Source organism: Enterobacter sp. BIDMC 30, from assembly GCF_000534355.1.
Taxonomy (GTDB): Bacteria; Pseudomonadota; Gammaproteobacteria; order Enterobacterales; family Enterobacteriaceae; genus Enterobacter; species Enterobacter ludwigii.
In genome coordinates this window covers 477,062-502,001 of the sequence record NZ_KI973169.1, presented here as the reverse complement: position 1 = coordinate 502,001, position 24,940 = coordinate 477,062, and the positions used below count along the sequence as shown (strand labels likewise).

Genomic DNA, 24,940 nt, shown 5'->3' with positions numbered 1-24,940 from the left:
TTGAGCTGGCTCGCACAAGCCAGCAACAAAATTACACGTTTGCGCTATTGTCCCCACCGGAAAGGTAGCGTTGTTCAAAGACATCCGACGGAACAGCCGGTGCAAACAGGAAGCCCTGTCCACCCTCCACGCCCGCTTCAGCCAGCCAGGTGCGCTGCGCGTCTGTCTCAATCCCTTCGGCAATCAGCTGCAGTTTCAGGCTGCGGGCCAGCTGGATAATGGCCTGGACCATGCTGCTGTCTTCCGGCAACCCTTCAACAAAGGCTTTGTCGATTTTCAGCACATCCACCGGCAGGGTTTTCATATGCTGGAGCTGACGCAGCCCGGCATAACCCATACCGAAATCGTCCAGCGCGATGCGTATACCGGCATTACGCAGCGGTTTCAGAATCGCGACCGCCTCATTAGGATCGTCAATACGCCGGCTTTCCGTGACTTCCAGCGTCAGCGTATCAGGCTTGATCCGGTAACGATGGATAAGCTCCAGCATCTCAGACACCATGGTCGGATGCATCAGCTGCAGGGCGGACAAGTTGACCGACAGCGGGAGCGTCACGCCTCGTTCCTGCCAGGCAGCAAGCTGTCGGCACGACTCCTCCAGCACCCAGTAACCGACGGTGACCATCAGGCCACAGGATTCGATGCGCTCAATGAGCCCTTCCGGCAATTCCCATGAACCATCCGGCTGCTGCACGCGCAGCAGCGCTTCCGAGCTGATCACCTCGCCCGTCAGCAAATTCACCTGCGGCTGGAGCCAGAGGGCAAACTGACGGTTATCCAGCGCGGTCAAAATGTCGCTCTCTTCCGTCAGGCGCTGCTGCGCCCTTTCCATCTGTTCCGGGTCGAAGAACTGGATCTGATTTTTCCCTTTGCGCCGGGCGGTAAACGCCGCCGAGAAAGCACGACGGTAAAGCTGTTCCGCCGTTAAGTCACCGTAGTACATCGCAATACCGATACTGGCGCTTGGACGAAGCTGGATGCCCTGAATGGGCAGCCGCTCATTAATGACAGTGAGTACTTGCTGACCTAACGTGATCGCATGCCACGGCTCTTTCACGCCGTTGGCAATCACCACCAGGTCATACCCGCTGACCTGGGTCAGCACCATGCGCGGGGCCAGCACGGACTTCACTTTCTCCACCAGCGTCAGGAGCAGCATTTCACGCTGGTTCTCTTTGAGCACGCCGGCGGTGTCCTGCAGGGTTTCACAGGCGATCACCATCAGCGCGGTGGTTTGCTGGCGGGCAACAGTCTGTTCCAGCATCGCCATCAGGAAGGCTTTATTGGGCAGCTCCGACACCGGGAAGCGCGTGGCGCTGCTGTTCAGCTCATCCTGCTGGCGCTGCATCCGCTGCTGGTTGAGGTTATAGCTACGTACCAGCATGCCAATCTCGTCGTCATGATGAAGACGCGGCAGCGGAAGCTGATGCCCCACCTGGTCCTGCGGTGAAAGCGTGTTCAACTCCCGGGCAATCCGGCGTAGCGGATGCACAATCAGACGGTTAATACACCAGGTCAGCGCCACGCTCAGAATAAGCGTCATAAGTAAGCAAGTGGTCACTAACGTGACAACCCAGCTCATGACGAACTTGTACATGCGGTACGAGTCTGCCTGCAGAACAAGGTAGGCCAACGGCTGTGGATTCGCGGGACGCTCAAGCGAATAGACCGGCAGCGAAATCTGCACCGGCAGTTCAAACAGCCGCATCACCATCATGGGGACCGGGCGCTCGGGGATAAAACTCATCCGCAGCGCCTGAAACTGATTGGGTAACACCACGTCTGCGCGGCTCACGACACCGGCAGGCTGAATGCGTTTTAAAATGGTTTCCGCTTCGGGAATGTCCCCTTTCAAAATAGAGGCAGAGAGCGGGCCACGCACCGAGCGGGCAATACTTTCTAATTGCGAAGCCGTGTTATAGCGATTCTGCTGTACGGAATGAAACAGCAAAATTACGCAAAAAAGGAGTACAAACAGCATTGTGACGGCAGAAACCATCGCCATCTGTTTGATAGTTAAGGAACGGCTGACACGCAAAATGACTCTCCACAAAACTCGAAGCGCAGGGCGCACCAGGGTGTAAACCTGGTGCGCCTGAGTATACCCGATTGCTGTACTTTTAAGAGAGACTTACAAATGGATTAAGTTAAATCCGATTACCAGTCCGCGTAAGGGATCAGCGGCTGCGGCGGTAAGTCCATATCGCCCTGCCAGCCTGCAGCAGAGTAGCGAACATAAAGCAGTGCGTGGCTTGGGGTATAATCTTTTGCTTCCTGAATATCCACACCGAGGCCCACAAACCAGTTGGACGTGACCCGGCGCTCGATAATGGCCCGTGCGGTATAACCCGTGCCTGAGGAGCTGCTGCCGGTTTCCATTTCGCCTCTGTCGGTGTAGCGACCGGGCTCATCGGTCGGAATCAGTCCCTGAATGGGATAGCGCATCACGTCGTTAGTTTTAGAATGAGACCATGACACCGATCCGCCCAGCTCCCAGGACCAGTTCTCGGTACGTTTACGCCAGGTGACAGGCAACGCGAAGGAGACATACTCCTGCGGGCTGTAATAACCGCCCTGACCCAGGGTATAACCGCTCAGATCTTTATCGTAGTGCCAGAGCATGTTGCTCACGCCAACGGTCAGACGCTCATTGTTTTTATTGATGAGCTTGTAGTAGTAACCGGTCATCCAGCGGACGCGCCAGTTATCTTCCACATTTTTACCCGTCAGCGTTTCCGCATTCAGGCTCGACCAGACGCCGTGCGCCTCACCTTTGTCATAACTGATGCTCGCGCCACCGCCGGTTGCGCGCACGCCGCCCCAGGTGGTGCCGGTGTTGGTATCTTTTTGCCCGGCAAAGGCGAGCAGAGAGCTGGAGATCGGGCGACGATGGGCGTTAACGGTATAACCGATTGGCCCCAGGTCGCTGCTGTAGCTTACACCACCGACCACGTCGACAACGTCAAAGCCCATCGGCGTGGTCCCAATATCCCACGCCCAGGTTTTGTTCTGCCAGCCCACGGCAATACTCGCGCCATTTGCTGACTGATGCGTGTTGCCACTACACGGCGTTTCGTAACAGGTGCCCCATTTCGGATCGTAAGTACCGTTATCGGTGGAAAAGGACCCGGCATCCATATTGACCAAATCGCTACGCAGGAACATACGGCCATCTGCCAGTGGCGCATCCGCCTGTAACATGGTGGTATGCGCTTTAAGATCGGAATAGCCGCCGGTGCCGCTGGAGCCCCAGTAATCATGCTGCAGCGTGACGTTAACATCCTGCTGACGGTACAAATCACCGGCGTCGCTACGCACGCCGCGTTTCAGCCAGTCGTCTTTTTCGTCGTTACGCGTCAGGCGGGTAAAGCTGTCATTGTCAGCCGGACGTGTCGTCGTGACGCCTGACGACACCATCGCATCTTTATACGTTTCCAGTGCCTGCTGAGGCTGACCATTTTGCGTCTGGAAACGGGCGGCATCACGTAATACCAGCGCGTTTTCCATAGATGCAGGCTGTGATTTCGCCTGAGGAATAATCTTGCTGAACGTCTGCTCTGCGGCGGCGGAATCCCCAAGGCCTGCCTGCGCCATCGCGATCCGGCGCTGCATATTGAGCGACAGCGGCTCTCCGTTTTGCGCAGCAGGCAGTTTTGCCAGCGCGGCACGGGCTGCCTCTTTGTTGCCCTGGGCGCTATACACTTCGGTCAGACCGAGGATCGCATCTTCGTTCTGCGGTTCACGCTCCAGCACGGTGTTGTAAGCCGTTTTCGCGGCCTCCAGATCGCCACGCTGCTGCGCCCAGTCCGCAAGGGTTAAGTCGATACGGGTAGAGGACGGCTGCTGGCGAAGGAGGTTTTCCGCCTCCTGCTCTTTGCCGCTGTCGCGCAGTCGGTTTGCCGTTTCCAGCGTCTGGTTACTCTGCAGGCGGTCGGCAAGCTCCTTAATATTGGCGTTCCACTGGCTGCGCGGAAGCGTCTCCAGATGCGTGAGCGCGGCCCGGTCCTGATCGTTTCCGGAGAGATACAGCCCACTGGCATACACCTGTTCCGGATCGGACGGTTTCTGGCTGGCAAGCTGGCGCATCAGGGTATCCGCCTGGCTGCGCTGGCCCGCGCTATAGAGATCGCGCGACAGACGGTAGGTTATCCAGACGTCGCCCGGAGAGAGTGCCAGACGACGACGCTGAATTTCCGCCGCCTGAGCGTATTGGCCCTGGTTTTCCAGCTGTTCCGCCTGGGCTGACAGCTGCTCGTTGGTCAGGCTGCGTTCAATGTCATCAATGCTTCGGCGCTGGCTGGCAGAGAGCGACTGGATAAACTGCGCGGCCTTTTCCGGGGACTGCGCACGATAAACATTGGCAAGGCCACGAACGGCATTGCTGTTACCGCTGTCCATACGCAGCGCCTGACGGTAATAACGTTCCGCCGCAGCCGTGTCTTTACGCGCCGCCGCGGCATCTCCCAGCCCCAGTACCGCATAACTGTCGGTATTGTCGAGGGTACGCGCCTGCTGGTAATAACGTTCCGCCTGCGCCGTATTGTTCGCTTTCAGGGCGGTATCACCCTGCTGGATCAGCAGCCAGTAGCGGTTAACTTTCAGCAAACTGTCCCATTTGCCGCGGTTATCGCTCTGCGGATCGAGGGCGATCGCCTTTTCAAACTGCGCCACCGCACGGGCGCGATCGCCTTTCTGAGAGTACGCCTGTCCAAGCGCGCCCACGGCTTCGCTGTCGGCATGATTTGCGCTGACCGCTTTTTGCAGATCCGCCACCGCCTTATCGCCCTGCCCGGCATCCACCGCCGCCAGCCCTTGTGCTTTCGCACGGAACGTTGGGTCGGCGAGCTGTTTTTGCTGCGTATCAAGTTGAGTACGCGCCGCCGCTACGCTGTCGCCGTCGCTGAAGACGCTCAGGTATTTTTGCAGCGCGCTGACGCTGGCGTTACTGACAGGCTGATCTTTGATCTGCTCATACCACATATCAGATGCCTGGCTGCGGCCATTGCTGGATTTGGCCATTTCCTGCAACACCGCAAAGCCTTCATCGCGACGACCGGTCTGGAACAGCAGCTGTGCCAGCGTGCCCTGCAGCTGCGTATTGCCCGGGCTGCTGGCGTTAATTTTCTTCAACTGGTTAATGGCGACGCTACGGCGGGCAGGATCTTTCGCCACAACATTCCAGTATTCCGTCGCCACGTCACCGCCCGGCGGATTACCGTCAAAAAGCTTGTCATAGGCCGCGATGGCCTCCTGAGTATGCCCCGTTGTAGCCAGTAACCGGGCCTGCTGTAACTGCTGACGGCCTTCAGGCGTAGAAAGCAGCATCGTATTGCGCGAGGACTGATACGCACTGGAGCCCGGCGCGATCCCTTTCAGACGATCCAGCTCTTTTTGCGCACCGGCGTTATCACCCTGACGAAGCAGGTAACGAAAGCGCGCCGCAATGACGTCGGGGTTGTTCGGGTCAATCAGCTCAAGGCGGTAGAGCGACTGACGAACCAAATCCTCACGCTGCGTCGATTCACCCAGCCGCACCTGTTGCAGCAGCTGTTGCTGCTGCGGGGAGTTAGCGGCCTGAGCCAGCGGCATCAGTGCCAGGCTAAGCGATAAACTGAGAAGATTTACTGTGAAGTTGCGCATTCCTGGCCCCAGTCCGGTATTAATTCACCTTGAGCGGTGAAGCGAAAACGATGCTGATCCCATCCTTGCCCGAAGAGAGTCAGTACGTAGCTGTAATAGGCATTATTATCGGGAAAATTATCTGCAACGCGCTGGCGCTGTACCGCCTGCGCATCACGCTGCTGTAAAAAAGGCAGCATCGCAGCGGAAAAGCCGACCGGCCCCTTGCCCGCAGGCTTCCCGCTCGCCACATCCACTTTTTCCGGCGGTACACCGTGTTTCGTGGTCATTGTCGCCATCGGCCGGAAGCGCGTAAGCAACCGGGCTTTCTGGGCGTCTTTGTCACTCATCATTCCGACCCAGAGGTAGACGCGGATGGCGTCGTAGCCGCCCACCAGCGATTTATCCTGCTGCAAATGCCAGCCTCTGTTTTTCTGATACTGCACCCAGTCCGGCGAAAACCCCTTTGGCGCCGTTTCCAGCAACAAGCGCAGATTGGTTTCACGAAGGGTCGTCCACGGGGCACCAAAGCGCGTGAAATAGCTCGCTATCTGCGGGGGAAGATAGCTGGGGTTAAAGCGCCAGGCTTTCTCCTCGGCAAAACCGACCTTCCCGGGCAGCAGCATGGAGCCGAGTCCCGGTACTTTCACCACTTCCTCATGGGCAATGCGTTTAAGGAGCGCCTTACCCGTGCGGGTATAGCCCGGATGTTTCCACAGCCGACCCGCCTCAAGCAGTGACCATGCAATCCAGACATCGGCATCCGAGGCGGAGTTGGTATCGATTATCGCCCAGTTGTCGTGGTCTTTCTGACCCCATAGCCAGGCGGGCAAATTATCGTTCAGATTGCCCCCGGCCAGGTTGTCGCGCGTCCACGTCAGCAATTGATCAAAGGCTTTGCGATCGTTCGCGGCCAGGGCAAAGAACAACGCATAGCTTTGCCCTTCCGACGTGGTGATTTTGCGCGTGTCGCTGGGATCAATGACACGCCCGCTCTCACTGATGTAATCCTTTTTAAACTGCTCCCAGGCAGGCCAGGTGCAGGCGGCGCGAAGAGGGATCGCCGCCAGCATCAACGCTGCTAACACACACCAGCGAAACGCTTTCATCACCTGTTACTCATCCGGGTTAAGGCGACGACGGCTGATGATACGCAGCAGACGCCACAGCACCCACGCCAGCAACACCACGCTGACGGCGGCCAGGATAGCCAGCAGAACCGGATGGTTAGCCAGCGCATACCACAGACGCTCGAACCACGGCAGATGGCCCACATAGTACACATCGCCCACGCGCAGGCTATTGACCCCAGACTCGCGGATCACCGCCACCGAACCATACATCGCGGCACGTTTGCCGCTGTCGTTCATCGCGCTGTTGAGTAACGCATACCCACGCGGGCTGTCCGCCAGGAGCGCCACTACGCTACGCTGCTCGTTGTAAGGTGACTGGAAGCCAACCACCGCGGCCATTGGTCCCTGAGACGTAACGGTTGTCTGCACGCTGGCCTGACGATCGTTGATATCCGGCATAATGCTCGGGAACTCGGTCTGACGCAGTGGCGTGTTAACCCAGGACTGCGCCGCTTTGACCAGCAGATCGATACGCTTGTCATCCTTCAGCTTATCCGGGATGTTACCGATCACCATGATGTCCGCGTCTTTGTTCTGGATCTGGCTACCATCGTCAGTCAACGTGACGTTAATTGCCGGTAATCCGGTCTGCGCACCCACGGACGCCATGGTGTCCAGCAGGGTCGTCACCTGGCCCTCATTTGGTGCTTTTGGCATGACGACAATGGATTCAGAGAGATCGGCCATACGGCTGAACGGGAAGCTGGCATTGGCAAATGCACGCAGGTCCGGCATGGCAAGGAAGTGATAATACTTCGAGAAGTCGATGGTTGACTCATCACCAATCACAACGTGGTTCTGTACTTGCTGGAAGGTGATGCAGTTATCCACCGAGCCGCCAGGCATCGGGTTCATGTACTGGAAATCAAAGCGCAGCTGGTTGATCGCCCCAAGCTTCAGCGCCGGAATAGAGACGTCCGTTTTCCCGTCCAGCAGCCCCTGCAACACCGGCAGACGGAGCATCAGTCGGTTAGTATCCTGCGTGCTTGTCAGACTGAAAGATTGCAGGAACTGGTTGTTCAGGCTGATATCCATGCGTGAACTGTCTTTGGTTGCCGGCGCGGTGTAACGGTAGCTCAGATTGATATCAATACCGTTGGTGCGCAGCAGGTACAGGTCTGGCGGCAGATTCAGTGACAGACTAATCGGGGCTGGCTCAAGCCCCGTCGCCTGCAGCTGTTCTTCATACGTTTTCAGTTCGCCAAACGTGACGGCACGGTCAGTACGCACCCAGTTTGGTGCATCATAAGGTTTACGCGGCAGCAGCGGTTTAACCTCATCCACCACCACGCTGTTTCCACGGAACAGAACGTTACCCTGGGCAATGCCCTTGGCCGCCTGCACCAGGTCTTTATCATCACGCCCGAAGACCACCAGCAGCTTCACGTACGGGTTATCCGGGTGGCTCATCATCTCAATGGTCGGCGCTTTTACGTCCGGGTGATCGCGCAGGAAGGCAGGACGTTTCGCGTTGGTCGCAAACACGATCGCGTTTCTGTCCGGCATTTTGTCGTACATCACCGGGAAGTTCTGCCCGCGCCAGCCGGAACGTGAACCAAACCACGATGCCACAATGGTGGCCGCCAGCTGCTCGGTGACGTCCGGAGACGCCGCAAACACCATTGGCAGCACTAACTGACGATTATCACGCGGATCAAAGAACGGAACCGGGAACGACGAGAGGTCGTTTTTCAGCGCCAGCGACTGGTAGGTCATCTGCAGCGAAGAGTTGCGTCCTACGTCTACCCACAGGGTATTGCTGGCAGGGTTCTCACAGACGTCACGGTAGTGACCGACAAACTCAAGACGTATGCGGTTAAAGTCGGTGATGAAAAGGGGGTTAATTGGCACCTGGGCCTGTGTTTTCTTACCCAGTTGCTCTTTCGTGACGGGCAGGACGTCCATCAGCTCATCATTCAGGTAAACCTTCAGTTGAGACTGTACCGGCAACAGCGACGGTGATGGCGTGTATTCAAGGTTCAGCATGGCGTGAGAGACAACCTCATCGCTGCGCATACCGAACTCAATGCCGCCGTTAGGGTTAATACCGCGCAGCACCATGCTGCCCGGCGGCGGCGCAATCTGCGCAAAGCTCAGCTTCACGTCCCGTGACGGGGCATCTTCCGCGACAATAGGCGCGTTTGCTCCCTGTACGCCCGGCATCACCTGACCGACGACATTGCTGTCTGCCGGCAGGGTGTTGCCGTCCGTAGGCTGGTTCGGAATGACGTTTTCCGTTTGACCGGGTGCCGCGGTGATAACCGGATCGGTCGCCTGGGCGACCACAGGCACCGTCGGAGCAGGCGTTGCCGCTGCGTTATCGGGTGCTGCGTTAGCCATCGTTGTGGGGAGCGCACTTACCCCCATTGCCACTGCACATAACCAGGAAAGTTTAGTTTTCATCGCGTTATCATCATTGTTGAGCCATAACCGGGTCCGCCTGCTTCGCCTCATCCCGCTCGGGACGACGAGGAACGAACGATACGATCCAGGAAACCAGCGAAGTAAGGGACCGGAAAATTAATTTCACCGACGACGGGGCAAATTCTGCAAGGTGACGATAGCCACGGAACCCCAGCTTCAGAATATCCAGCAGGCTTTCCAGAGGTTTATCTTCCGGGAAGCTGTCCTGCCAGAGAGCCCACGTGTCCGCGCGGGCAAACGTACACTGCACAAAATCAATATGTTGCTTTTTCGTCAGCGGCATCAGTTGCAGACCGACTTCATTACCGGCTACACGCACCACCTGCGTCGGGAAGACGTACTCCTGCTGGCCGCGTTTCAGCAGCAGGTTAACCTTCTGCCCTTCCAGCACCTTCGCCTGACCGTTGATTTTTATCCCCAGACCACCGTCTGAGAAGTCGTGCACGGTACAGGAGAAGAGGTGACCATCTTCACGGGCGATTGCCGCAGGCATGCAGATTTCCACGCGATGCGCACGGCGGACCTGTTTGCTCTCCACCGACACCGCAACCGCGCCGCCGAGGATAATCAGGTTGTAGAACACCCATGCCATGCTCACGAACACGGTCAGGATCTCGTTTTCCGGGCCGTAGAAGTAGCGCCAGATACCGGCAATCACGCCCACGATATTCAGCAACACCAGGAAGATGTACGGCCGGGAGATGACCCAGTCGACATACTCCTCTTCCACCAGACCGCCCTTCGCGGTGACGTTGAATTTACCTTTGTGCGGGTTGATCAGTGCCACCATCGTCGGCGGCGCGATGTACCAGGCCAGCACCGTTTCGTAGATTTCACTCCAGAACGAATGGCGGTATTTACCCTGAATCTTCGAGTTCGTCAGGCTCGCGTGAATCATGTGCGGCAGAACGAACAGCGCAATCATCAGCGCAGGCGCGTAGATGATATAGGCGTGAAGAAGCAGGAACGCCAGCGGCGCGGTCAGGAAGATGAGGCGCGGGATACCGGACAGGAAGTGGAACATGGCGTTGACGTAGCACAGACGCTGCGCGAGTTTCAGCCCTTTCCCAATCAGGGGGTTATCGAGACGGAAAATCTGCACCATGCCGCGCGCCCAGCGAATACGCTGGCCGATGTGCGCCGAGAGAGATTCCGTTGCCAGACCCGCGGCCTGCGGAATACGCATATACGCGGAGGTGTAGCCCCGACGGTGCAGGCGCAGCGAGGTATGCGCATCTTCGGTGACCGTTTCGACGGCAATGCCACCGATCTCATCCAGCGGTTTACGGCGAATAACCGCACAGGAACCGCAGAAGAAGGTCGCATCCCACATGTCGTTCCCGTCCTGCACCAGGCCATAGAACAGCGTGCCTTCGTTAGGGGTTTTACGGAAACGGCCAAGGTTACGTTCAAATGGATCCGGCGAGAAGAAGTGGTGCGGCGTCTGCATCATCGCCAACTCTTTCTCCTTCAGGAACCAGCCCATCGTCATCTGCAGGAACGAGCGCGTCGGCACGTGGTCGCAGTCAAAGATTGAGACAAACTCACCTTTGGCATATTTGAGGGCGTTGTTGATGTTCCCGGCCTTGGCGTGTTCATGCGTGGTACGGGCGATGTACTCGACACCCACCTCTTCCGCGAACTGGCGGAACGCCGGGCGGCCGCCGTCATCCAGGACCCAGATTTTGAGTTTATCTTTCGGCCAGTCGATACCCAGCGCGGCGTAAATCGTGTTTTTTACCACGCTCAGGTCTTCGTTGTAGGTCGGCACGAAGAGATCGACAGACGGCCATTGTGACGTGTCTTTTGGCAGCGGAACCGGCTGACGGTTGAGCGGCCAGATGACCTGGAAATACCCCAGCACCAGTACAACCCAGGCGTACGTTTCCGCAAACAGCAGAACCAGACCGCACACCAGGCTGACCGGGTCATCCCAGTTGAGCGTTGAGGTGTAACGCCACCAGATGTAGCGACAGGAGACGGTCAGCGACAGCACTATCAGCATCAGGGCGGAGAAGCGTCCCGGAATACGGCGCACCAGCAATGCCACGCCCCACAGCAGGATCAGGAAGGTGAACTGCGCCAGAGGGTTAAAGGGCTGCGTAATACAGACCAGGGCCAGAATGAGCGAGAAAACGACGATTACGCCGAGTATAAAACGCCGCAAGCCCGGGTGCAGATGCCCGAGCTCTTTATGGTTATCCAGATGGCTGGTCTTGTCACCCACGCGGTCAGGCAAACTGTCCAGCCACTGGTGATAGCGCTCACGTAAATGTTGCACGCGGGAGAAGCTGCGCCAGCGCGGCGCTTTGTTTTCTGAGCGGGACGACGTGGCCACCAGCCAGACAGCCTGAATGATATAACGCGCCGGATCCAACGGTCGCGGGCGGTCGGGATGAATATGCGGATATAACTCACTGTGCTGCGCACGAATGCGCTGCCAGCGCGGGTGTTCGAGGGGAATAAACGTCCAGGCCAGAATCATCCAGAAGCAGCCGAGCGCGGCGCTGAATGCCGAAGCTCCGTGCCGGCGAAAATGCCGGTAATGTTCGCTCAGACGCGAACTGACCGGCGGGATGAGTAACCAGCTGGCGAGACGGCTCATACAGAACTCCCTGCAGGCTCTGCCCCTTTGGCAAAGTGCAGCAGACACCAGTTCGCCAGCGTCAGGATCTCTTCTGCCGCCAGGGAATCGCTGCGGTATTCACCGAGTGGCTGTTTGGAGGCAAGGCATTCCGCCATGCCCTCATCACGATGGATAACAATCGGCAGCAGACGGCGCTGGCTTTGCAGCCAAACCTGATACAGATCGTCCTGGATCTGGCTGCCAATACGTAAATCGTTAATCAGGATATGACCATTTTCAGGCAACCCTTGCTGATGCAGACGGATATGGCAATTCGCGTCGACGTTCACAATCGACAGCACGCGATCGCACTGCGCCATAAGTTGTCGGGTCAGCGTGCCGGCGCCGTGCGGCAGATCCAGAAGGATCCACTTATAATGGCCTTTTTCTTTCAGCTCCTGCAGCGCGACGGTGAACTGGGAAAACAGACGCTGATAGGCAGCTTCATTTTCACGCTCGGTAGTGGTCAATTGGCCAAAGGGCAGTAAATCAAGCTGCGAGGTATAACGCATACCCGCATCGCGCCAGTCTTTATCATCAAGCAGCGCGCGAGCCCAACCCTCTGTACGCGTAAAGTCGACATTAAACGACATGCGCAGCAAATTATCGGCACAGGCGTCAATCACCAATACCGATTCACCTAAAAGCTGTAATGACCACGCCAGCGCCGCGGTAACGGATGTTGTACCTACTCCACCACGGACGCCCTGTAATCCTAGTATGGCCATCAATGGCTCCCTTATTGTTGTTGGGCAAATTCAGCTAATAGCGGCCAACGTTTAATAGCCGCGGCCAACTGTTCCCGCTGGGAAATGTCGGTGTAATCTATTTCAGGTAATGAAAACGCCTGCGTCAGCGCCAGAAAGTCGTTCTGGAATGTGTAACCCAGGGTTGAGTCGACTGGGGTGCCGGGTTCGTTATTATCCATTCTATTCCATCCCTTTGAGTAAAATCGCACAATCAGAAGTAGCGAGGCTTCCTGCCCTATCAAATTTCATTTACATGCTAAATCTGATGTTCTTTAATTTCAATGTTAGGTTTATTTCTACGCTTTCGCTAGTAAACTGAGATACAGAGAAATTAAACGAAAAGAGGGACACCGTGGACTCCATATTTTCTATTGGCATCCAGTCATTATGGGACGAATTGAGCCACATGCCAGTCGGAGGAGTCTGGTGGATTAATACGGATCGTAATGAAGATGCTATCAGTCTGGTAAACAAGACAATTGCCGCTCAGGGCAAGGATTCCCGCGTGGCCGTCGTGAGCATGGGCGAAGAGCCAAAGAAAATTATCACCCTTGAAAACGATCGCGGTCCGCAGACGGTGCGATTATTTTCCATGCCTGCGGAGGCCGATAGTCTATACTTTTTGTCCCGCGACATTCAGTGCTCTATTGATCCGGATCACTATCTGGTGATTCTGAAATGCTCAAATAACGCCCTGCAAAATATCCCTGCTGAAAAACTACTGCCCTGGCTGGAAAAAATCAATAAATGGGCAAAATTTCAAAATTGCACGCTATTGATAGTCAATCCTGGCAGTAATAACGACAAACTGTTTTCCCTTTTAATGGGCGAATATCGCTCCCTGTTTGGTCTGGCGAGTCTTCGGAACCAGGCAGACAGCTATCTCTACGATATTGCGTTCTGGTGTAATGAAAAAGGCGTAAGCGCCAGACAACAGCTCACCCTTAAACATATTGAGGGCGAATGGCACCTGGCGCAGCAGGAAGAAACCGTGGTGCAACCGCGCAGCGATGAAAAACGAATCCTGAGCCATATTGCCGTTTTAGAGGGGGCGCCTGCGCTCTCGGAAAATTGGTCATTGTTTGATTCTAACGAAGCGCTTTTTAATGAAGCTCGCACAACCCAGGCAGCAACCATTGTTTTTTCGCTCATGCAAAATAACCAGATTGAAACGCTGGCGCGACAGATCCACACCTTACGTCGCCAGCGCGGAAGCGCCTTAAAAATAGTGGTGCGCGAAAATAACACCAGCCTTCGCGCCACGGATGAGCGCCTGCTTCTGGGCTGCGGTGCCAATATGGTGATTCCGTGGAATGCGCCGTTATCACGCTGCCTGACGCTTCTCGAAAGCGTTCAGGGCCAGCAGTTCAACCGTCACGTACCGGAAGATATCTCCACCCTGCTCTCCATGACGCAGCCGATGAAGCTGCGCGGATACCAGAAATGGGATACCTTCTGCGACGCCGTCGGCAACATGATGAGCAACACGCTGCTTCCTGCAGACGGGAAAGGGGTAATGGTTGCCCTGCGCCCGGTACCGGGTATCCGCGTTGAACAGGCGCTCACGTTATGTCGTCCGAACCGCACAGGAGACATCATGACCATCGGCGACAACCGCCTGGTGCTGTTCTTGTCCTTCTGCCGGATAAACGATCTTGATACCGCCCTTAACCATATCTTCCCCCTGCCAACCGGGGATATTTTCTCGAACCGTATGATCTGGTTCGAAGATAATTCTATCAGTGCAGAGCTGGTGCAGATGCGTGCCCTCGAGCCTGAACAATGGGCGAAACCGCTCACCGTGAAGAGCGATGCCAAACCGATTCTCAACGCCCGACATGACGGACACGTCTGGCGGCGAATACCGGAACCCCTTCGCCTGTTAACTGAGAATGGGGAGAACGCACCATCATGAATATCAGCGATATCATTCAACTGGTCGTATTCTGTGCGCTGATCTTTTTCCCGCTTGGCTACTATGCACGCCATTCCATACGCCGTATCCGCGATACGGCCAGAGTGCTGTTTGTAAAACCTCGCTATGTAAAACCAGCCGGAACACTGACACGGGCATCACACGTCAAGGCAGACCGAAAACATGACTAATTCTACCTATACCGCTTCGTCACCATCGCCGCTCTGGCAATACTGGCGCGGCCTTTCCGGCTGGAACTTCTACTTTCTGGTGAAGTTTGGTCTGCTGTGGGCAGGCTATCTGAATTTCCATCCCCTGCTCAACCTGGTGTTTATGGCTTTCCTGCTGATGCCTTTGCCCAATATCAGGCTGCATCGCTTGCGTCACTGGATTGCTATCCCTGTCGGCTTTGCTCTGTTCTGGCATGACACCTGGCTGCCGGGACCGGACAGCATTATGAGTCAGGGTTCGCAGGTGGCAGGGTTTAGCGCCAGCTATGTCCTTGACCTGACCGAGCGCTTTATTAACTGGCAAATGATAGGTGCCGTCTTTGTGCTGCTGGTAGCCTGGCTGTTCCTGTCACAATGGATCCGCGTCACGGTATTTGTCGTCGCCATTATGATCTGGCTGAACGTGCTGACGCTTGCAGGTCCAGACTTCTCCCTGTGGCCCGCGGGTCAACCCACGACCACGGTGACCACTACCGGGGGAAGTGCAGCGGCAACCGTCACGACGGCAGGTGATACGCCTGTGGTCGGCGATATCCCGACGCAGACCGCACCGCCGACGTCCACTAACCTGAACGCCTGGCTCTCCAGCTTCTATACCGCGGAAGATAAACGTCAGACCAAATTCCCGGAAGCCCTGCCGGCGGATGCTCAGCCGTTTGAGCTGCTGGTGATCAACATCTGTTCACTCTCCTGGGCTGACGTCGATGCCGCGGGTTTGATGTCTCACCCGCTGTGGTCCCATTTCGATATCCAGTTTAAAGACTTTAACTCTGCCACCTCGTACAGCGGCCCGGCGGCAATTCGCCTGCTTCGTGCAAGCTGCGGTCAGACATCGCATAAGAACCTGTATCAACCCGCCGGCAACCAGTGTTATCTGTTCGATAACCTCTCAAAACTGGGCTTCACGCAGCATCTGATGCTGGGACATAACGGCCAGTTCGGTAACTTCCTGAAAGAGGTGCGCGAACAGGGTGGTATGCAGGCACAGCTGATGGATCAAACCGGACTGCCGGTCACTCTGCTGGGCTTTGACGGTTCACCTGTTTATGACGATACCGCCGTGCTGCAACGCTGGCTGAAGACCATCGAAAAAGACAGTAATCCGCGCAGTGCAACGTTCTACAACACGCTGCCGCTTCACGATGGTAACCACTTCCCTGGCGTGAGCAAAACGGCCGATTATAAAGTTCGTGCGCAGAAATTCTTCGATGAACTGGACGCGTTCTTTACGGAGCTGGATAAATCGGGCCGTAAAGTAATGGTGGTTGTGGTACCTGAACACGGCGCCGCGCTGAAAGGCGACAGAATGCAGGTGTCAGGTCTGCGTGATATCCCTAGCCCGTCTATTACCAACGTACCGGCAGGCATTAAATTCTTTGGTATGAAGGCACCTCATCAGGGCGCACCGATTGAGATCGCTCAGCCAACCAGCTATCTGGCCATTTCAGAACTGGTTGCCCGCGCGGTTGACGGCAAACTGTTTGTGGAAGACAGCGTGAACTGGGATCAACTCACCAGTAACCTGCCGCAAACTGCCGAAGTCTCTGAGAACGCGAACGCGGTTGTGATTCAGTATCAGAACAAACCGTACGTTCGCCTGAACGGTGGAGACTGGGTACCTTATCCGCAGTAAACCGCATTTCCCTCTCCCCCCAGGGGAGAGGGCTCACCCGTTCCGTTATGGCTGCTCAGCAAGCCATACAAGCATTTTCAGGCTTGCGGAGTAGTAATCATCCTTTGCAGTGATCTCGGGTTCTCCGGATGGCTGTCCCATCGTTAAATCACGTACCGCCAGCAGCCCCCCTTCCATCATGTAAGGCGCATATTCATTGGTCGTCACGTTTACCCATGCGGGAGTTTGTTCGCGGGGGAACTGACCGAACCAGACTCGCCACGTCGTTAACAGCGGGCTCTTCTTATCAGACCAGGCCAGGTAAAGTGGAATGCGGATCGCGTCGTAGCTCATCCGTGGCGGCCAGGCTTTGGCCGGGGACAGCGTGCCCGTAGAGTCCAGTGAGACCCAGTCCGTGGGAAGTCTGGCTTTACCCGATCCCATTTTTGCCAGCAAGCGATGGCCATCCTGAATCAACTTGCCCCAGACCGGCGAATGGCTGCGGCTGGCAAAGGCCTGCCAGGCCGGGAAGACGAAATAAGAGGGGTTTAGCACGATCTCACCGTCGAGGGTAAACCCCTGAACGCCGGGCAGCATCACGCGGTAACCCGCATAACGGGTCACGGTGTGGCTAATGAGTGCTTTCGTTATCGCATCCGATGCGGCGCTGTACTGTTTGTCATGCCAGCGCGTATCCGCTTTCAACAGCGCCCAGGCAATCAGGACATCGCCATCGGCGGCGTTATTTTTGTCAGCAATCGGGTTGGACTCGGCAGGGTTATAACGCCAGTAAAACAGACCATTTTCTTTGTTCTTTAACGTACCGTCAGTCCATTTCCACAGCTTATCAAACGTGGCTTTATCGTCGTTAGCCACCGCCATTAGCATGGCGAAGCCCTGGCCTTCAGTATGCGAAACATTGCCGTTGCCGGTATCGACAATCCGCCCTTCAGGCGTAAAGAAGCGTGCTTTGTAACTCTCCCAGGCCTGGCCCGCCTGAGAGAGGGGGGAGAACAGTAAACTCATCATGACGGCCAGAGCGGCGCATGCGGGTTTTCGCATAATGGGTTATTCCGCGCTGCGCAGTGAAATCTCACCGCCCACCCAGGGTTTGATCACGCCATCCTGCTCCAGGAGCAACGCGCCCTGTGCGTCGATGCCGCGGGAAATACCGTAGATCTCTTTATCACCAATCAGCAATTTCACCGGACGGTTAATAAAGTTATCCAGCTTTTCCCAACGGGACAGGAAGGATGCCAGCCCCTCTTGTTCAAAGAGCGAAAGCGAACTGCGTAATTCTTTAATCATACGCACGGCAAGGGTGTTGCGATCGATGGTGATCCCCGCTTCCTGCAGGTTGGTCCACGCCTGATTCACCACGTCATTTTGTACATTGCGCATCACCATATTGAGGCCGGCACCAATGACAATTTGCGCCGCGTCGCCTGTTTTACCCGTTAATTCAACGAGAATACCGGCAAGTTTACGATCGTTCAGATAAAGATCGTTTGGCCATTTCACCCGCACCTTATCAGCGCCCAGATCGTGCAGCACTTCCGCCATCACAATCCCGATGACCAGACTCAGGCCAACAGCAGCAGCGGGACCCTGCTCCAGACGCCAGTACATGGAGAGATAGAGGTTGGCACCAAATGGCGAAAACCACTTGCGGCCTCGACGGCCACGCCCGGCCTGCTGGTACTCGGCTACACAGGCATCCCCGGAGGATAATTCGCTGAGTCGATCCATAAGGTACTGGTTGGTCGAATCGATCACCGGCAAGACCGCAACATTGCCATGCTCTACCTGGCTGCGGATCAGCTCTTCATTCAGCAGCTGAATCGGCTCCGGCAAGCTGTAGCCTTTTCCGGGTACCGTAAAGACATCGACACCCCAGTCGCGGAGGGTCTGGATATGCTTGTTAATGGCGGCACGGCTCATGCCCAGGTGTTCACCCAGTTGCTCGCCGGAATGGAATTCACCGTCGGCAAGAATGCTTATCAGGGTTAAAGGGATAGTATTGTCCTTCACGCGATAACCTCCACGGCATTCACTTCACCCGTACGGCCAATGAAGCGGACCTCTGGCTCCAGCCAGACGTTAAATTTTTCGCCCACTTGCTGACGGACGTGATGGGCCAACTGGACAACATCCTCGCTGGTCGCATCGTTTTGATTAATCAGCACCAGAGCCTGCTGGCGATGAACGGCCGCACCGCCCACGGAGGCGCCTTTTAACTGGCATTGATCGATAAGCCAGCCCGCGGCCAGCTTCACGCTACCATCCGCCTGTGGGTAATGGGGCGCGGCAGGCCAACCTGCAAGAAACGCTTGTGCGTTTTCGCTGCTGATAACCGGGTTTTTGAAGAAACTTCCCGCATTTCCATTCACTTTAGGATCAGGAAGCTTGGTCGTGCGCATATGGCACACCGAGTCAAAAACGTCACGGGCAGTCGCCGTTTCGGGATCGAGACGCGTTAAATCACCGTAGGTCAGCACCGGCTGCCAGTTTTTTGACAGACGCAGGCCTACGGCGACAATCACGTAGCGATCCTGATATTCATGCTTGAAAATACTGTCACGGTAGCCAAAACGGCACTGTTCAGCGGTTAAACGCTGAGCCGCGCCGGTCGACAGCTCAATACAATCTACATATTCACAAACGTGTTTCAGTTCGATGCCATAGGCACCGATATTTTGAATGGGGGATGATCCGGCGCAGCCAGGGATAAGGGCAAGGTTTTCCAGTCCTGGCATCCCTTTGTCCAGGGTGTATTGCACCAGATGATGCCAGTTTTCACCGGCGCCAACGTGCAGATGCCAGCTATCGGCGCGCTCTTCCACATCAATTCCCATGATGCGGTTAACGATCACCGTTCCCGCAAAATCATCGAGAAACAGGACATTACTTCCTTCGCCCAGAATCAGTACAGGTTCGTCTTGTTCTGTTGCGCTTTGCCAGGCATCCAGCAGCTGCTGTGTAGTATCGGCACGTACAATTTTATTAGCATTACGTTGAATGCCAAAGGTATTCCAGGGCTTAAGGGAGTGATTCATAGACGCTATCCTGAGACAAAAACCGGGATAGTTTACCGTATATACGGGGGGATAGGTGATTAGTTTAGAGCAACGAGGAAGGGATAAAAACGCAAAAAGGCCATCCTTTCGGATGGCCTCTTCACTTATTTGATGCCTGGCAGTTCCCTACTCTCACATGGGGAGACCCCACACTACCATCGGCGCTACGGCGTTTCACTTCTGAGTTCGGCATGGGGTCAGGTGGGACCACCGCGCTAAAGCCGCCAGGCAAATTCTGTTATCTGTATCAGCTGAAAATCGTCTCTCATCGCCAAAACATCTTCGGCGTTGTAAGGTTAAGCCTCACGGTTCATTAGTATCGGTTAGCTCAACGCATCGCTGCGCTTACACACCCGACCTATCAACGTCGTAGTCTTCAACGTTCCTTCAGGAGACTTAAAGTCTCAGGGAGAACTCATCTCGGGGCAAGTTTCGTGCTTAGATGCTTTCAGCACTTATCTCTTCCGCATTTAGCTACCGGGCAGTGCCATTGGCATGACAACCCGAACACCAGTGATGCGTCCACTCCGGTCCTCTCGTACTAGGAGCAGCCCCCCTCAATTCTCCAGCGCCCACGGCAGATAGGGACCGAACTGTCTCACGACGTTCTAAACCCAGCTCGCGTACCACTTTAAATGGCGAACAGCCATACCCTTGGGACCTACTTCAGCCCCAGGATGTGATGAGCCGACATCGAGGTGCCAAACACCGCCGTCGATATGAACTCTTGGGCGGTATCAGCCTGTTATCCCCGGAGTACCTTTTATCCGTTGAGCGATGGCCCTTCCATTCAGAACCACCGGATCACTATGACCTGCTTTCGCACCTGCTCGAGCCGTCACTCTCGCAGTCAAGCTAGCTTATGCCATTGCACTAACCTCCTGATGTCCGACCAGGATTAGCTAACCTTCGTGCTCCTCCGTTACTCTTTGGGAGGAGACCGCCCCAGTCAAACTACCCACCAGACACTGTCCGCAACCCGGATCACGGGTCTACGTTAGAACACCAGCCATTAAAGGGTGGTATTTCAAGGTTGGCTCCACGCAGACTGGCGTCCACGCTTCAAAGCCTCCCACCTATCCTACACATCAAGGACCAGTGTTCAGTGTCAAGCTATAGTAAAGGTTCACGGGGTCTTTCCGTCTTGCCGCGGGTACACTGCATCTTCACAGCGAGTTCAATTTCACTGAGTCTCGGGTGGAGACAGCCTGGCCATCATTACGCCATTCGTGCAGGTCGGAACTTACCCGACAAGGAATTTCGCTACCTTAGGACCGTTATAGTTACGGCCGCCGTTTACCGGGGCTTCGATCAAGAGCTTCGCGTTACCGCTAACCCCATCAATTAACCTTCCGGCACCGGGCAGGCGTCACACCGTATACGTCCACTTTCGTGTTTGCACAGTGCTGTGTTTTTAATAAACAGTTGCAGCCAGCTGGTATCTTCGACTGATTTCAGCTCCACCCGCAGGGGCTTCACCTACATATCAGCGTGCCTTCTCCCGAAGTTACGGCACCATTTTGCCTAGTTCCTTCACCCGAGTTCTCTCAAGCGCCTTGGTATTCTCTACCTGACCACCTGTGTCGGTTTGGGGTACGATTTGATGTTACCTGATGCTTAGAGGCTTTTCCTGGAAGCAGGGCATTTGTTACTTCAGCACCGTAGTGCCTCGTCATCACACCTCAGCGTTAATAAACGACCGGATTTACCTAATCGTTCCGCCTACATGCTTAAACCGGGACAACCGTCGCCCGGCTAACATAGCCTTCTCCGTCCCCCCTTCGCAGTAACACCAAGTACAGGAATATTAACCTGTTTCCCATCGACTACGCCTTTCGGCCTCGCCTTAGGGGTCGACTCACCCTGCCCCGATTAACGTTGGACAGGAACCCTTGGTCTTCCGGCGAGCGGGCTTTTCACCCGCTTTATCGTTACTTATGTCAGCATTCGCACTTCTGATACCTCCAGCACCCCTCACAGGACACCTTCAACGGCTTACAGAACGCTCCCCTACCCAACAACACATAGTGTCGCTGCCGCAGCTTCGGTGCATGGTTTAGCCCCGTTACATCTTCCGCGCAGGCCGACTCGACCAGTGAGCTATTACGCTTTCTTTAAATGATGGCTGCTTCTAAGCCAACATCCTGGCTGTCTGTGCCTTCCCACATCGTTTCCCACTTAACCATGACTTTGGGACCTTAGCTGGCGGTCTGGGTTGTTTCCCTCTTCACGACGGACGTTAGCACCCGCCGTGTGTCTCCCGTGATAACATTCTTCGGTATTCGTAGTTTGCATCGGGTTGGTAAGCCGGGATGGCCCCCTAGCCGAAACAGTGCTCTACCCCCGAAGATGAGTTCACGAGGCGCTACCTAAATAGCTTTCGGGGAGAACCAGCTATCTCCCGGTTTGATTGGCCTTTCACCCCCAGCCACAAGTCATCCGCTAATTTTTCAACATTAGTCGGTTCGGTCCTCCAGTTAGTGTTACCCAACCTTCAACCTGCCCATGGCTAGATCACCGGGTTTCGGGTCTATACCCTGCAACTTAACGCCCAGTTAAGACTCGGTTTCCCTTCGGCTCCCCTATACGGTTAACCTTGCTACAGAATATAAGTCGCTGACCCATTATACAAAAGGTACGCAGTCACCCCATAAAAGAGGCTCCCACTGCTTGTACGTACACGGTTTCAGGTTCTTTTTCACTCCCCTCGCCGGGGTTCTTTTCGCCTTTCCCTCACGGTACTGGTTCACTATCGGTCAGTCAGGAGTATTTAGCCTTGGAGGATGGTCCCCCCATATTCAGACAGGATACCACGTGTCCCGCCCTACTCTTCGAGTTCACAGCCTGTGCATTTTCGTGTACGGGACTGTCACCCTGTACCGTGCGACTTTCCAGACGCTTCCACTAACACACAAGCTGATTCAGACTCTGGGCTGCTCCCCGTTCGCTCGCCGCTACTGGGGGAATCTCGGTTGATTTCTTTTCCTCGGGGTACTTAGATGTTTCAGTTCCCCCGGTTCGCCTCGTTAACCTATGTATTCAGTTAACGATAGTGTGACGGATCACACTGGGTTTCCCCATTCGGACATCGCCGGGTCAAAGGTTCATATCACCTCGCCGGCGCTTTTCGCAGATTAGCACGTCCTTCATCGCCTCTGACTGCCAGGGCATCCACCGTGTACGCTTAGTCGCTTAACCTCACAACCCGAAGATGTTTCTTTCGATTCATCACCGGCTTGCGAAAATTTGAGAGACTCGAACACACATTAGCTGTGTGTCGTTTCAATTTTCAGCTTGATCCAGATTTTTAAAGAGCAAAACTTCGCAGTGCACCTTTTCAGGTTCACTCTGAAGTTTTCTTGTTTTCGCAGTAAAAGATGGTGGAGCTATGCGGGATCGAACCGCAGACCTCCTGCGTGCAAAGCAGGCGCTCTCCCAGCTGAGCTATAGCCCCATCGTATGACCAACCTCTTCAAATCTGCATGACAGATTTGGTAGGCCTGAGTGGACTTGAACCACCGACCTCACCCTTATCAGGGGTGCGCTCTAACCACCTGAGCTACAAGCCTGTAGAGGTTTTTTACTGCTGTTTTTCATCAGACAATCTGTGTGGACACTACAAAGGCAGGTTCTTTAAGGTAAGGAGGTGATCCAACCGCAGGTTCCCCTACGGTTACCTTGTTACGACTTCACCCCAGTCATGAATCACAAAGTGGTAAGCGCCCTCCCGAAGGTTAAGCTACCTACTTCTTTTGCAACCCACTCCCATGGTGTGACGGGCGGTGTGTACAAGGCCCGGGAACGTATTCACCGTAGCATTCTGATCTACGATTACTAGCGATTCCGACTTCATGGAGTCGAGTTGCAGACTCCAATCCGGACTACGACGCACTTTATGAGGTCCGCTTGCTCTCGCGAGTTCGCTTCTCTTTGTATGCGCCATTGTAGCACGTGTGTAGCCCTACTCGTAAGGGCCATGATGACTTGACGTCATCCCCACCTTCCTCCAGTTTATCACTGGCAGTCTCCTTTGAGTTCCCGGCCGGACCGCTGGCAACAAAGGATAAGGGTTGCGCTCGTTGCGGGACTTAACCCAACATTTCACAACACGAGCTGACGACAGCCATGCAGCACCTGTCTCAGAGTTCCCGAAGGCACCAATCCATCTCTGGAAAGTTCTCTGGATGTCAAGAGTAGGTAAGGTTCTTCGCGTTGCATCGAATTAAACCACATGCTCCACCGCTTGTGCGGGCCCCCGTCAATTCATTTGAGTTTTAACCTTGCGGCCGTACTCCCCAGGCGGTCGACTTAACGCGTTAGCTCCGGAAGCCACGCCTCAAGGGCACAACCTCCAAGTCGACATCGTTTACGGCGTGGACTACCAGGGTATCTAATCCTGTTTGCTCCCCACGCTTTCGCACCTGAGCGTCAGTCTTTGTCCAGGGGGCCGCCTTCGCCACCGGTATTCCTCCAGATCTCTACGCATTTCACCGCTACACCTGGAATTCTACCCCCCTCTACAAGACTCTAGCCTGCCAGTTTCGAATGCAGTTCCCAGGTTGAGCCCGGGGATTTCACATCCGACTTGACAGACCGCCTGCGTGCGCTTTACGCCCAGTAATTCCGATTAACGCTTGCACCCTCCGTATTACCGCGGCTGCTGGCACGGAGTTAGCCGGTGCTTCTTCTGCGGGTAACGTCAATTGCTGCGGTTATTAACCACAACACCTTCCTCCCCGCTGAAAGTACTTTACAACCCGAAGGCCTTCTTCATACACGCGGCATGGCTGCATCAGGCTTGCGCCCATTGTGCAATATTCCCCACTGCTGCCTCCCGTAGGAGTCTGGACCGTGTCTCAGTTCCAGTGTGGCTGGTCATCCTCTCAGACCAGCTAGGGATCGTCGCCTAGGTGAGCCGTTACCCCACCTACTAGCTAATCCCATCTGGGCACATCTGATGGCAAGAGGCCCGAAGGTCCCCCTCTTTGGTCTTGCGACGTTATGCGGTATTAGCTACCGTTTCCAGTAGTTATCCCCCTCCATCAGGCAGTTTCCCAGACATTACTCACCCGTCCGCCACTCGTCACCCGAGAGCAAGCTCTCTGTGCTACCGTTCGACTTGCATGTGTTAGGCCTGCCGCCAGCGTTCAATCTGAGCCATGATCAAACTCTTCAATTTAAGTTTGATGCTCGTGAATTAAACTTCGTAATGAATTACGTATGTTCACTCAGAGACTTGGTATTCATTTTTTGTCCGAAGACATTAAGAATCCATGTCACTTTGAGTGCCCACACAGATTGTCTGATAAATTGTTAAAGAGCAGTTGCGACGCGGCTTACAGCTCACCGCCGCGAGGTCACGTATATTACGTTTTCCTCATTCAGAGTCAAGCATTTATTTTCGCTTATCTCTGTTGGTGTTCATCTCTGAACCCCGCTAACCCGGCGGCGTGTGTGCCGTTGTTCCGTGTCAGTGGAGGCGCATTATAGGGAGTTATTCTGAAGTGACAAGCACAAAATACAAAAAACTTTTCGTTCGCTCACTTTTCAAACTT

At 55.2% G+C, this 24,940-nt stretch carries 13 protein-coding genes, 2 tRNA genes and 3 rRNA genes; 3 read left to right on the top strand and 15 right to left on the bottom strand.

Going from position 1 to position 24,940, the window contains the following annotated elements:
- Nucleotides 1-31 precede the first annotated feature (31 nt).
- From hmsP to bcsR, 7 genes are all read right to left on the bottom strand, one after another.
- Nucleotides 32-2,038: a biofilm formation regulator HmsP gene (hmsP, locus tag L466_RS19890; RefSeq protein WP_032680108.1), complete on the bottom strand. Its 2,007-nt coding sequence runs from the start codon at nucleotides 2,036-2,038 to the stop codon at nucleotides 32-34.
- A gap of 119 nt (nucleotides 2,039-2,157) precedes the next feature.
- Nucleotides 2,158-5,640, bottom strand: a complete 3,483-nt coding sequence (bcsC, locus tag L466_RS19895; protein WP_032680107.1) for a cellulose synthase complex outer membrane protein BcsC — start codon at nucleotides 5,638-5,640, stop codon at nucleotides 2,158-2,160.
- Nucleotides 5,622-6,728 (bottom strand): cellulose synthase complex periplasmic endoglucanase BcsZ, encoded by a 1,107-nt coding sequence (bcsZ, locus tag L466_RS19900; protein ID WP_032680105.1) that lies wholly within the window; start codon nucleotides 6,726-6,728, stop codon nucleotides 5,622-5,624. Before bcsZ ends, bcsC begins: the two co-directional genes overlap by 19 nt.
- Before the next feature lie 6 nt (nucleotides 6,729-6,734).
- Nucleotides 6,735-9,155, bottom strand: coding sequence for a cellulose biosynthesis cyclic di-GMP-binding regulatory protein BcsB (gene bcsB, locus L466_RS19905; protein WP_032670490.1), 2,421 nt, complete (start codon nucleotides 9,153-9,155; stop codon nucleotides 6,735-6,737).
- Nucleotides 9,156-9,165: 10 nt separating this feature from the next.
- Nucleotides 9,166-11,781 (bottom strand): UDP-forming cellulose synthase catalytic subunit, encoded by a 2,616-nt coding sequence (bcsA, locus tag L466_RS19910; RefSeq protein ID WP_025202799.1) that lies wholly within the window; start codon nucleotides 11,779-11,781, stop codon nucleotides 9,166-9,168.
- Nucleotides 11,778-12,530 carry a cellulose biosynthesis protein BcsQ gene (gene bcsQ, locus L466_RS19915; RefSeq protein ID WP_020884482.1) on the bottom strand — a complete coding sequence of 251 codons (753 nt, stop codon included), beginning with the start codon at nucleotides 12,528-12,530 and terminating at the stop codon, nucleotides 11,778-11,780. Before bcsQ ends, bcsA begins: the two co-directional genes overlap by 4 nt.
- Nucleotides 12,531-12,541: 11 nt before the next feature.
- Nucleotides 12,542-12,730, bottom strand: a complete 189-nt coding sequence (gene bcsR, locus L466_RS19920) for a cellulose biosynthesis protein BcsR (protein WP_020884481.1) — start codon at nucleotides 12,728-12,730, stop codon at nucleotides 12,542-12,544.
- A gap of 173 nt (nucleotides 12,731-12,903) precedes the next feature.
- Here bcsR and bcsE point away from each other — a divergent pair, with 173 nt between their 5' ends.
- From bcsE to bcsG, 3 genes are read left to right on the top strand one after another with little or no spacing between them, the layout of a single operon-like run.
- Nucleotides 12,904-14,466, top strand: a complete 1,563-nt coding sequence (bcsE, locus tag L466_RS19925; RefSeq protein WP_020884480.1) for a cellulose biosynthesis c-di-GMP-binding protein BcsE — start codon at nucleotides 12,904-12,906, stop codon at nucleotides 14,464-14,466.
- Nucleotides 14,460-14,657 (top strand): cellulose biosynthesis protein BcsF, encoded by a 198-nt coding sequence (gene bcsF, locus L466_RS19930; RefSeq protein ID WP_025202797.1) that lies wholly within the window; start codon nucleotides 14,460-14,462, stop codon nucleotides 14,655-14,657. Before bcsE ends, bcsF begins: the two co-directional genes overlap by 7 nt.
- Nucleotides 14,650-16,329, top strand: a complete 1,680-nt coding sequence (gene bcsG, locus L466_RS19935; RefSeq protein ID WP_020884479.1) for a cellulose biosynthesis protein BcsG — start codon at nucleotides 14,650-14,652, stop codon at nucleotides 16,327-16,329. The genes bcsF and bcsG overlap by 8 nt, the downstream gene beginning before the upstream one ends.
- Before the next feature lie 45 nt (nucleotides 16,330-16,374).
- Here the strand turns inward: bcsG and L466_RS19940 are convergent, their stop codons facing one another.
- The 8 genes from L466_RS19940 to L466_RS19975 form a co-directional block, all read right to left on the bottom strand.
- Complete coding sequence (locus L466_RS19940) at nucleotides 16,375-17,370, bottom strand: glycosyl hydrolase family 8 (protein ID WP_032680104.1); 996 nt, start codon at nucleotides 17,368-17,370, stop codon at nucleotides 16,375-16,377.
- Nucleotides 17,371-17,376: 6 nt separating this feature from the next.
- Complete coding sequence (gene birA / locus L466_RS19945) at nucleotides 17,377-18,339, bottom strand: bifunctional biotin--[acetyl-CoA-carboxylase] ligase/biotin operon repressor BirA (protein ID WP_032680102.1); 963 nt, start codon at nucleotides 18,337-18,339, stop codon at nucleotides 17,377-17,379.
- Nucleotides 18,336-19,364, bottom strand: coding sequence for a UDP-N-acetylmuramate dehydrogenase (gene murB, locus L466_RS19950; RefSeq protein WP_032680100.1), 1,029 nt, complete (start codon nucleotides 19,362-19,364; stop codon nucleotides 18,336-18,338). Before murB ends, birA begins: the two co-directional genes overlap by 4 nt.
- A 134-nt stretch (nucleotides 19,365-19,498) precedes the next feature.
- A 5S ribosomal RNA gene (rrf, locus tag L466_RS19955) occupies nucleotides 19,499-19,614 on the bottom strand.
- Between the two features lie 63 nt (nucleotides 19,615-19,677).
- Nucleotides 19,678-22,583: ribosomal RNA gene (locus L466_RS19960) — 23S ribosomal RNA — on the bottom strand.
- A 180-nt stretch (nucleotides 22,584-22,763) separates the two neighbouring features.
- A tRNA-Ala gene (locus L466_RS19965) sits at nucleotides 22,764-22,839 on the bottom strand.
- Between the two features lie 38 nt (nucleotides 22,840-22,877).
- A tRNA-Ile gene (locus L466_RS19970) sits at nucleotides 22,878-22,954 on the bottom strand.
- A 70-nt stretch (nucleotides 22,955-23,024) separates the two neighbouring features.
- Nucleotides 23,025-24,564, bottom strand: a 16S ribosomal RNA gene (locus L466_RS19975).
- Together the 16S, 23S and 5S rRNA genes with 2 tRNA genes alongside form the textbook arrangement of a ribosomal RNA operon.
- Nucleotides 24,565-24,940: the final 376 nt, after the last annotated feature.

What these genes read in the sequence shown, in the direction of transcription:
- murB (WP_032680100.1), bottom strand. Translation starts at nt 19,364, where the DNA reads ATGAATCACTCCCTTAAGCCCTGGAATACCTTTGGCATTCAACGTAAT.
- bcsZ (WP_032680105.1), bottom strand. Translation starts at nt 6,728, where the DNA reads ATGAAAGCGTTTCGCTGGTGTGTGTTAGCAGCGTTGATGCTGGCGGCG.
- bcsA (WP_025202799.1), bottom strand. Translation starts at nt 11,781, where the DNA reads ATGAGCCGTCTCGCCAGCTGGTTACTCATCCCGCCGGTCAGTTCGCGT.
- bcsQ (WP_020884482.1), bottom strand. Translation starts at nt 12,530, where the DNA reads ATGGCCATACTAGGATTACAGGGCGTCCGTGGTGGAGTAGGTACAACA.
- bcsC (WP_032680107.1), bottom strand. Translation starts at nt 5,640, where the DNA reads ATGCGCAACTTCACAGTAAATCTTCTCAGTTTATCGCTTAGCCTGGCA.
- bcsR (WP_020884481.1), bottom strand. Translation starts at nt 12,730, where the DNA reads ATGGATAATAACGAACCCGGCACCCCAGTCGACTCAACCCTGGGTTAC.
- L466_RS19940 (WP_032680104.1), bottom strand. Translation starts at nt 17,370, where the DNA reads ATGCGAAAACCCGCATGCGCCGCTCTGGCCGTCATGATGAGTTTACTG.
- bcsB (WP_032670490.1), bottom strand. Translation starts at nt 9,155, where the DNA reads ATGAAAACTAAACTTTCCTGGTTATGTGCAGTGGCAATGGGGGTAAGT.
- bcsG (WP_020884479.1), top strand. Translation starts at nt 14,650, where the DNA reads ATGACTAATTCTACCTATACCGCTTCGTCACCATCGCCGCTCTGGCAA.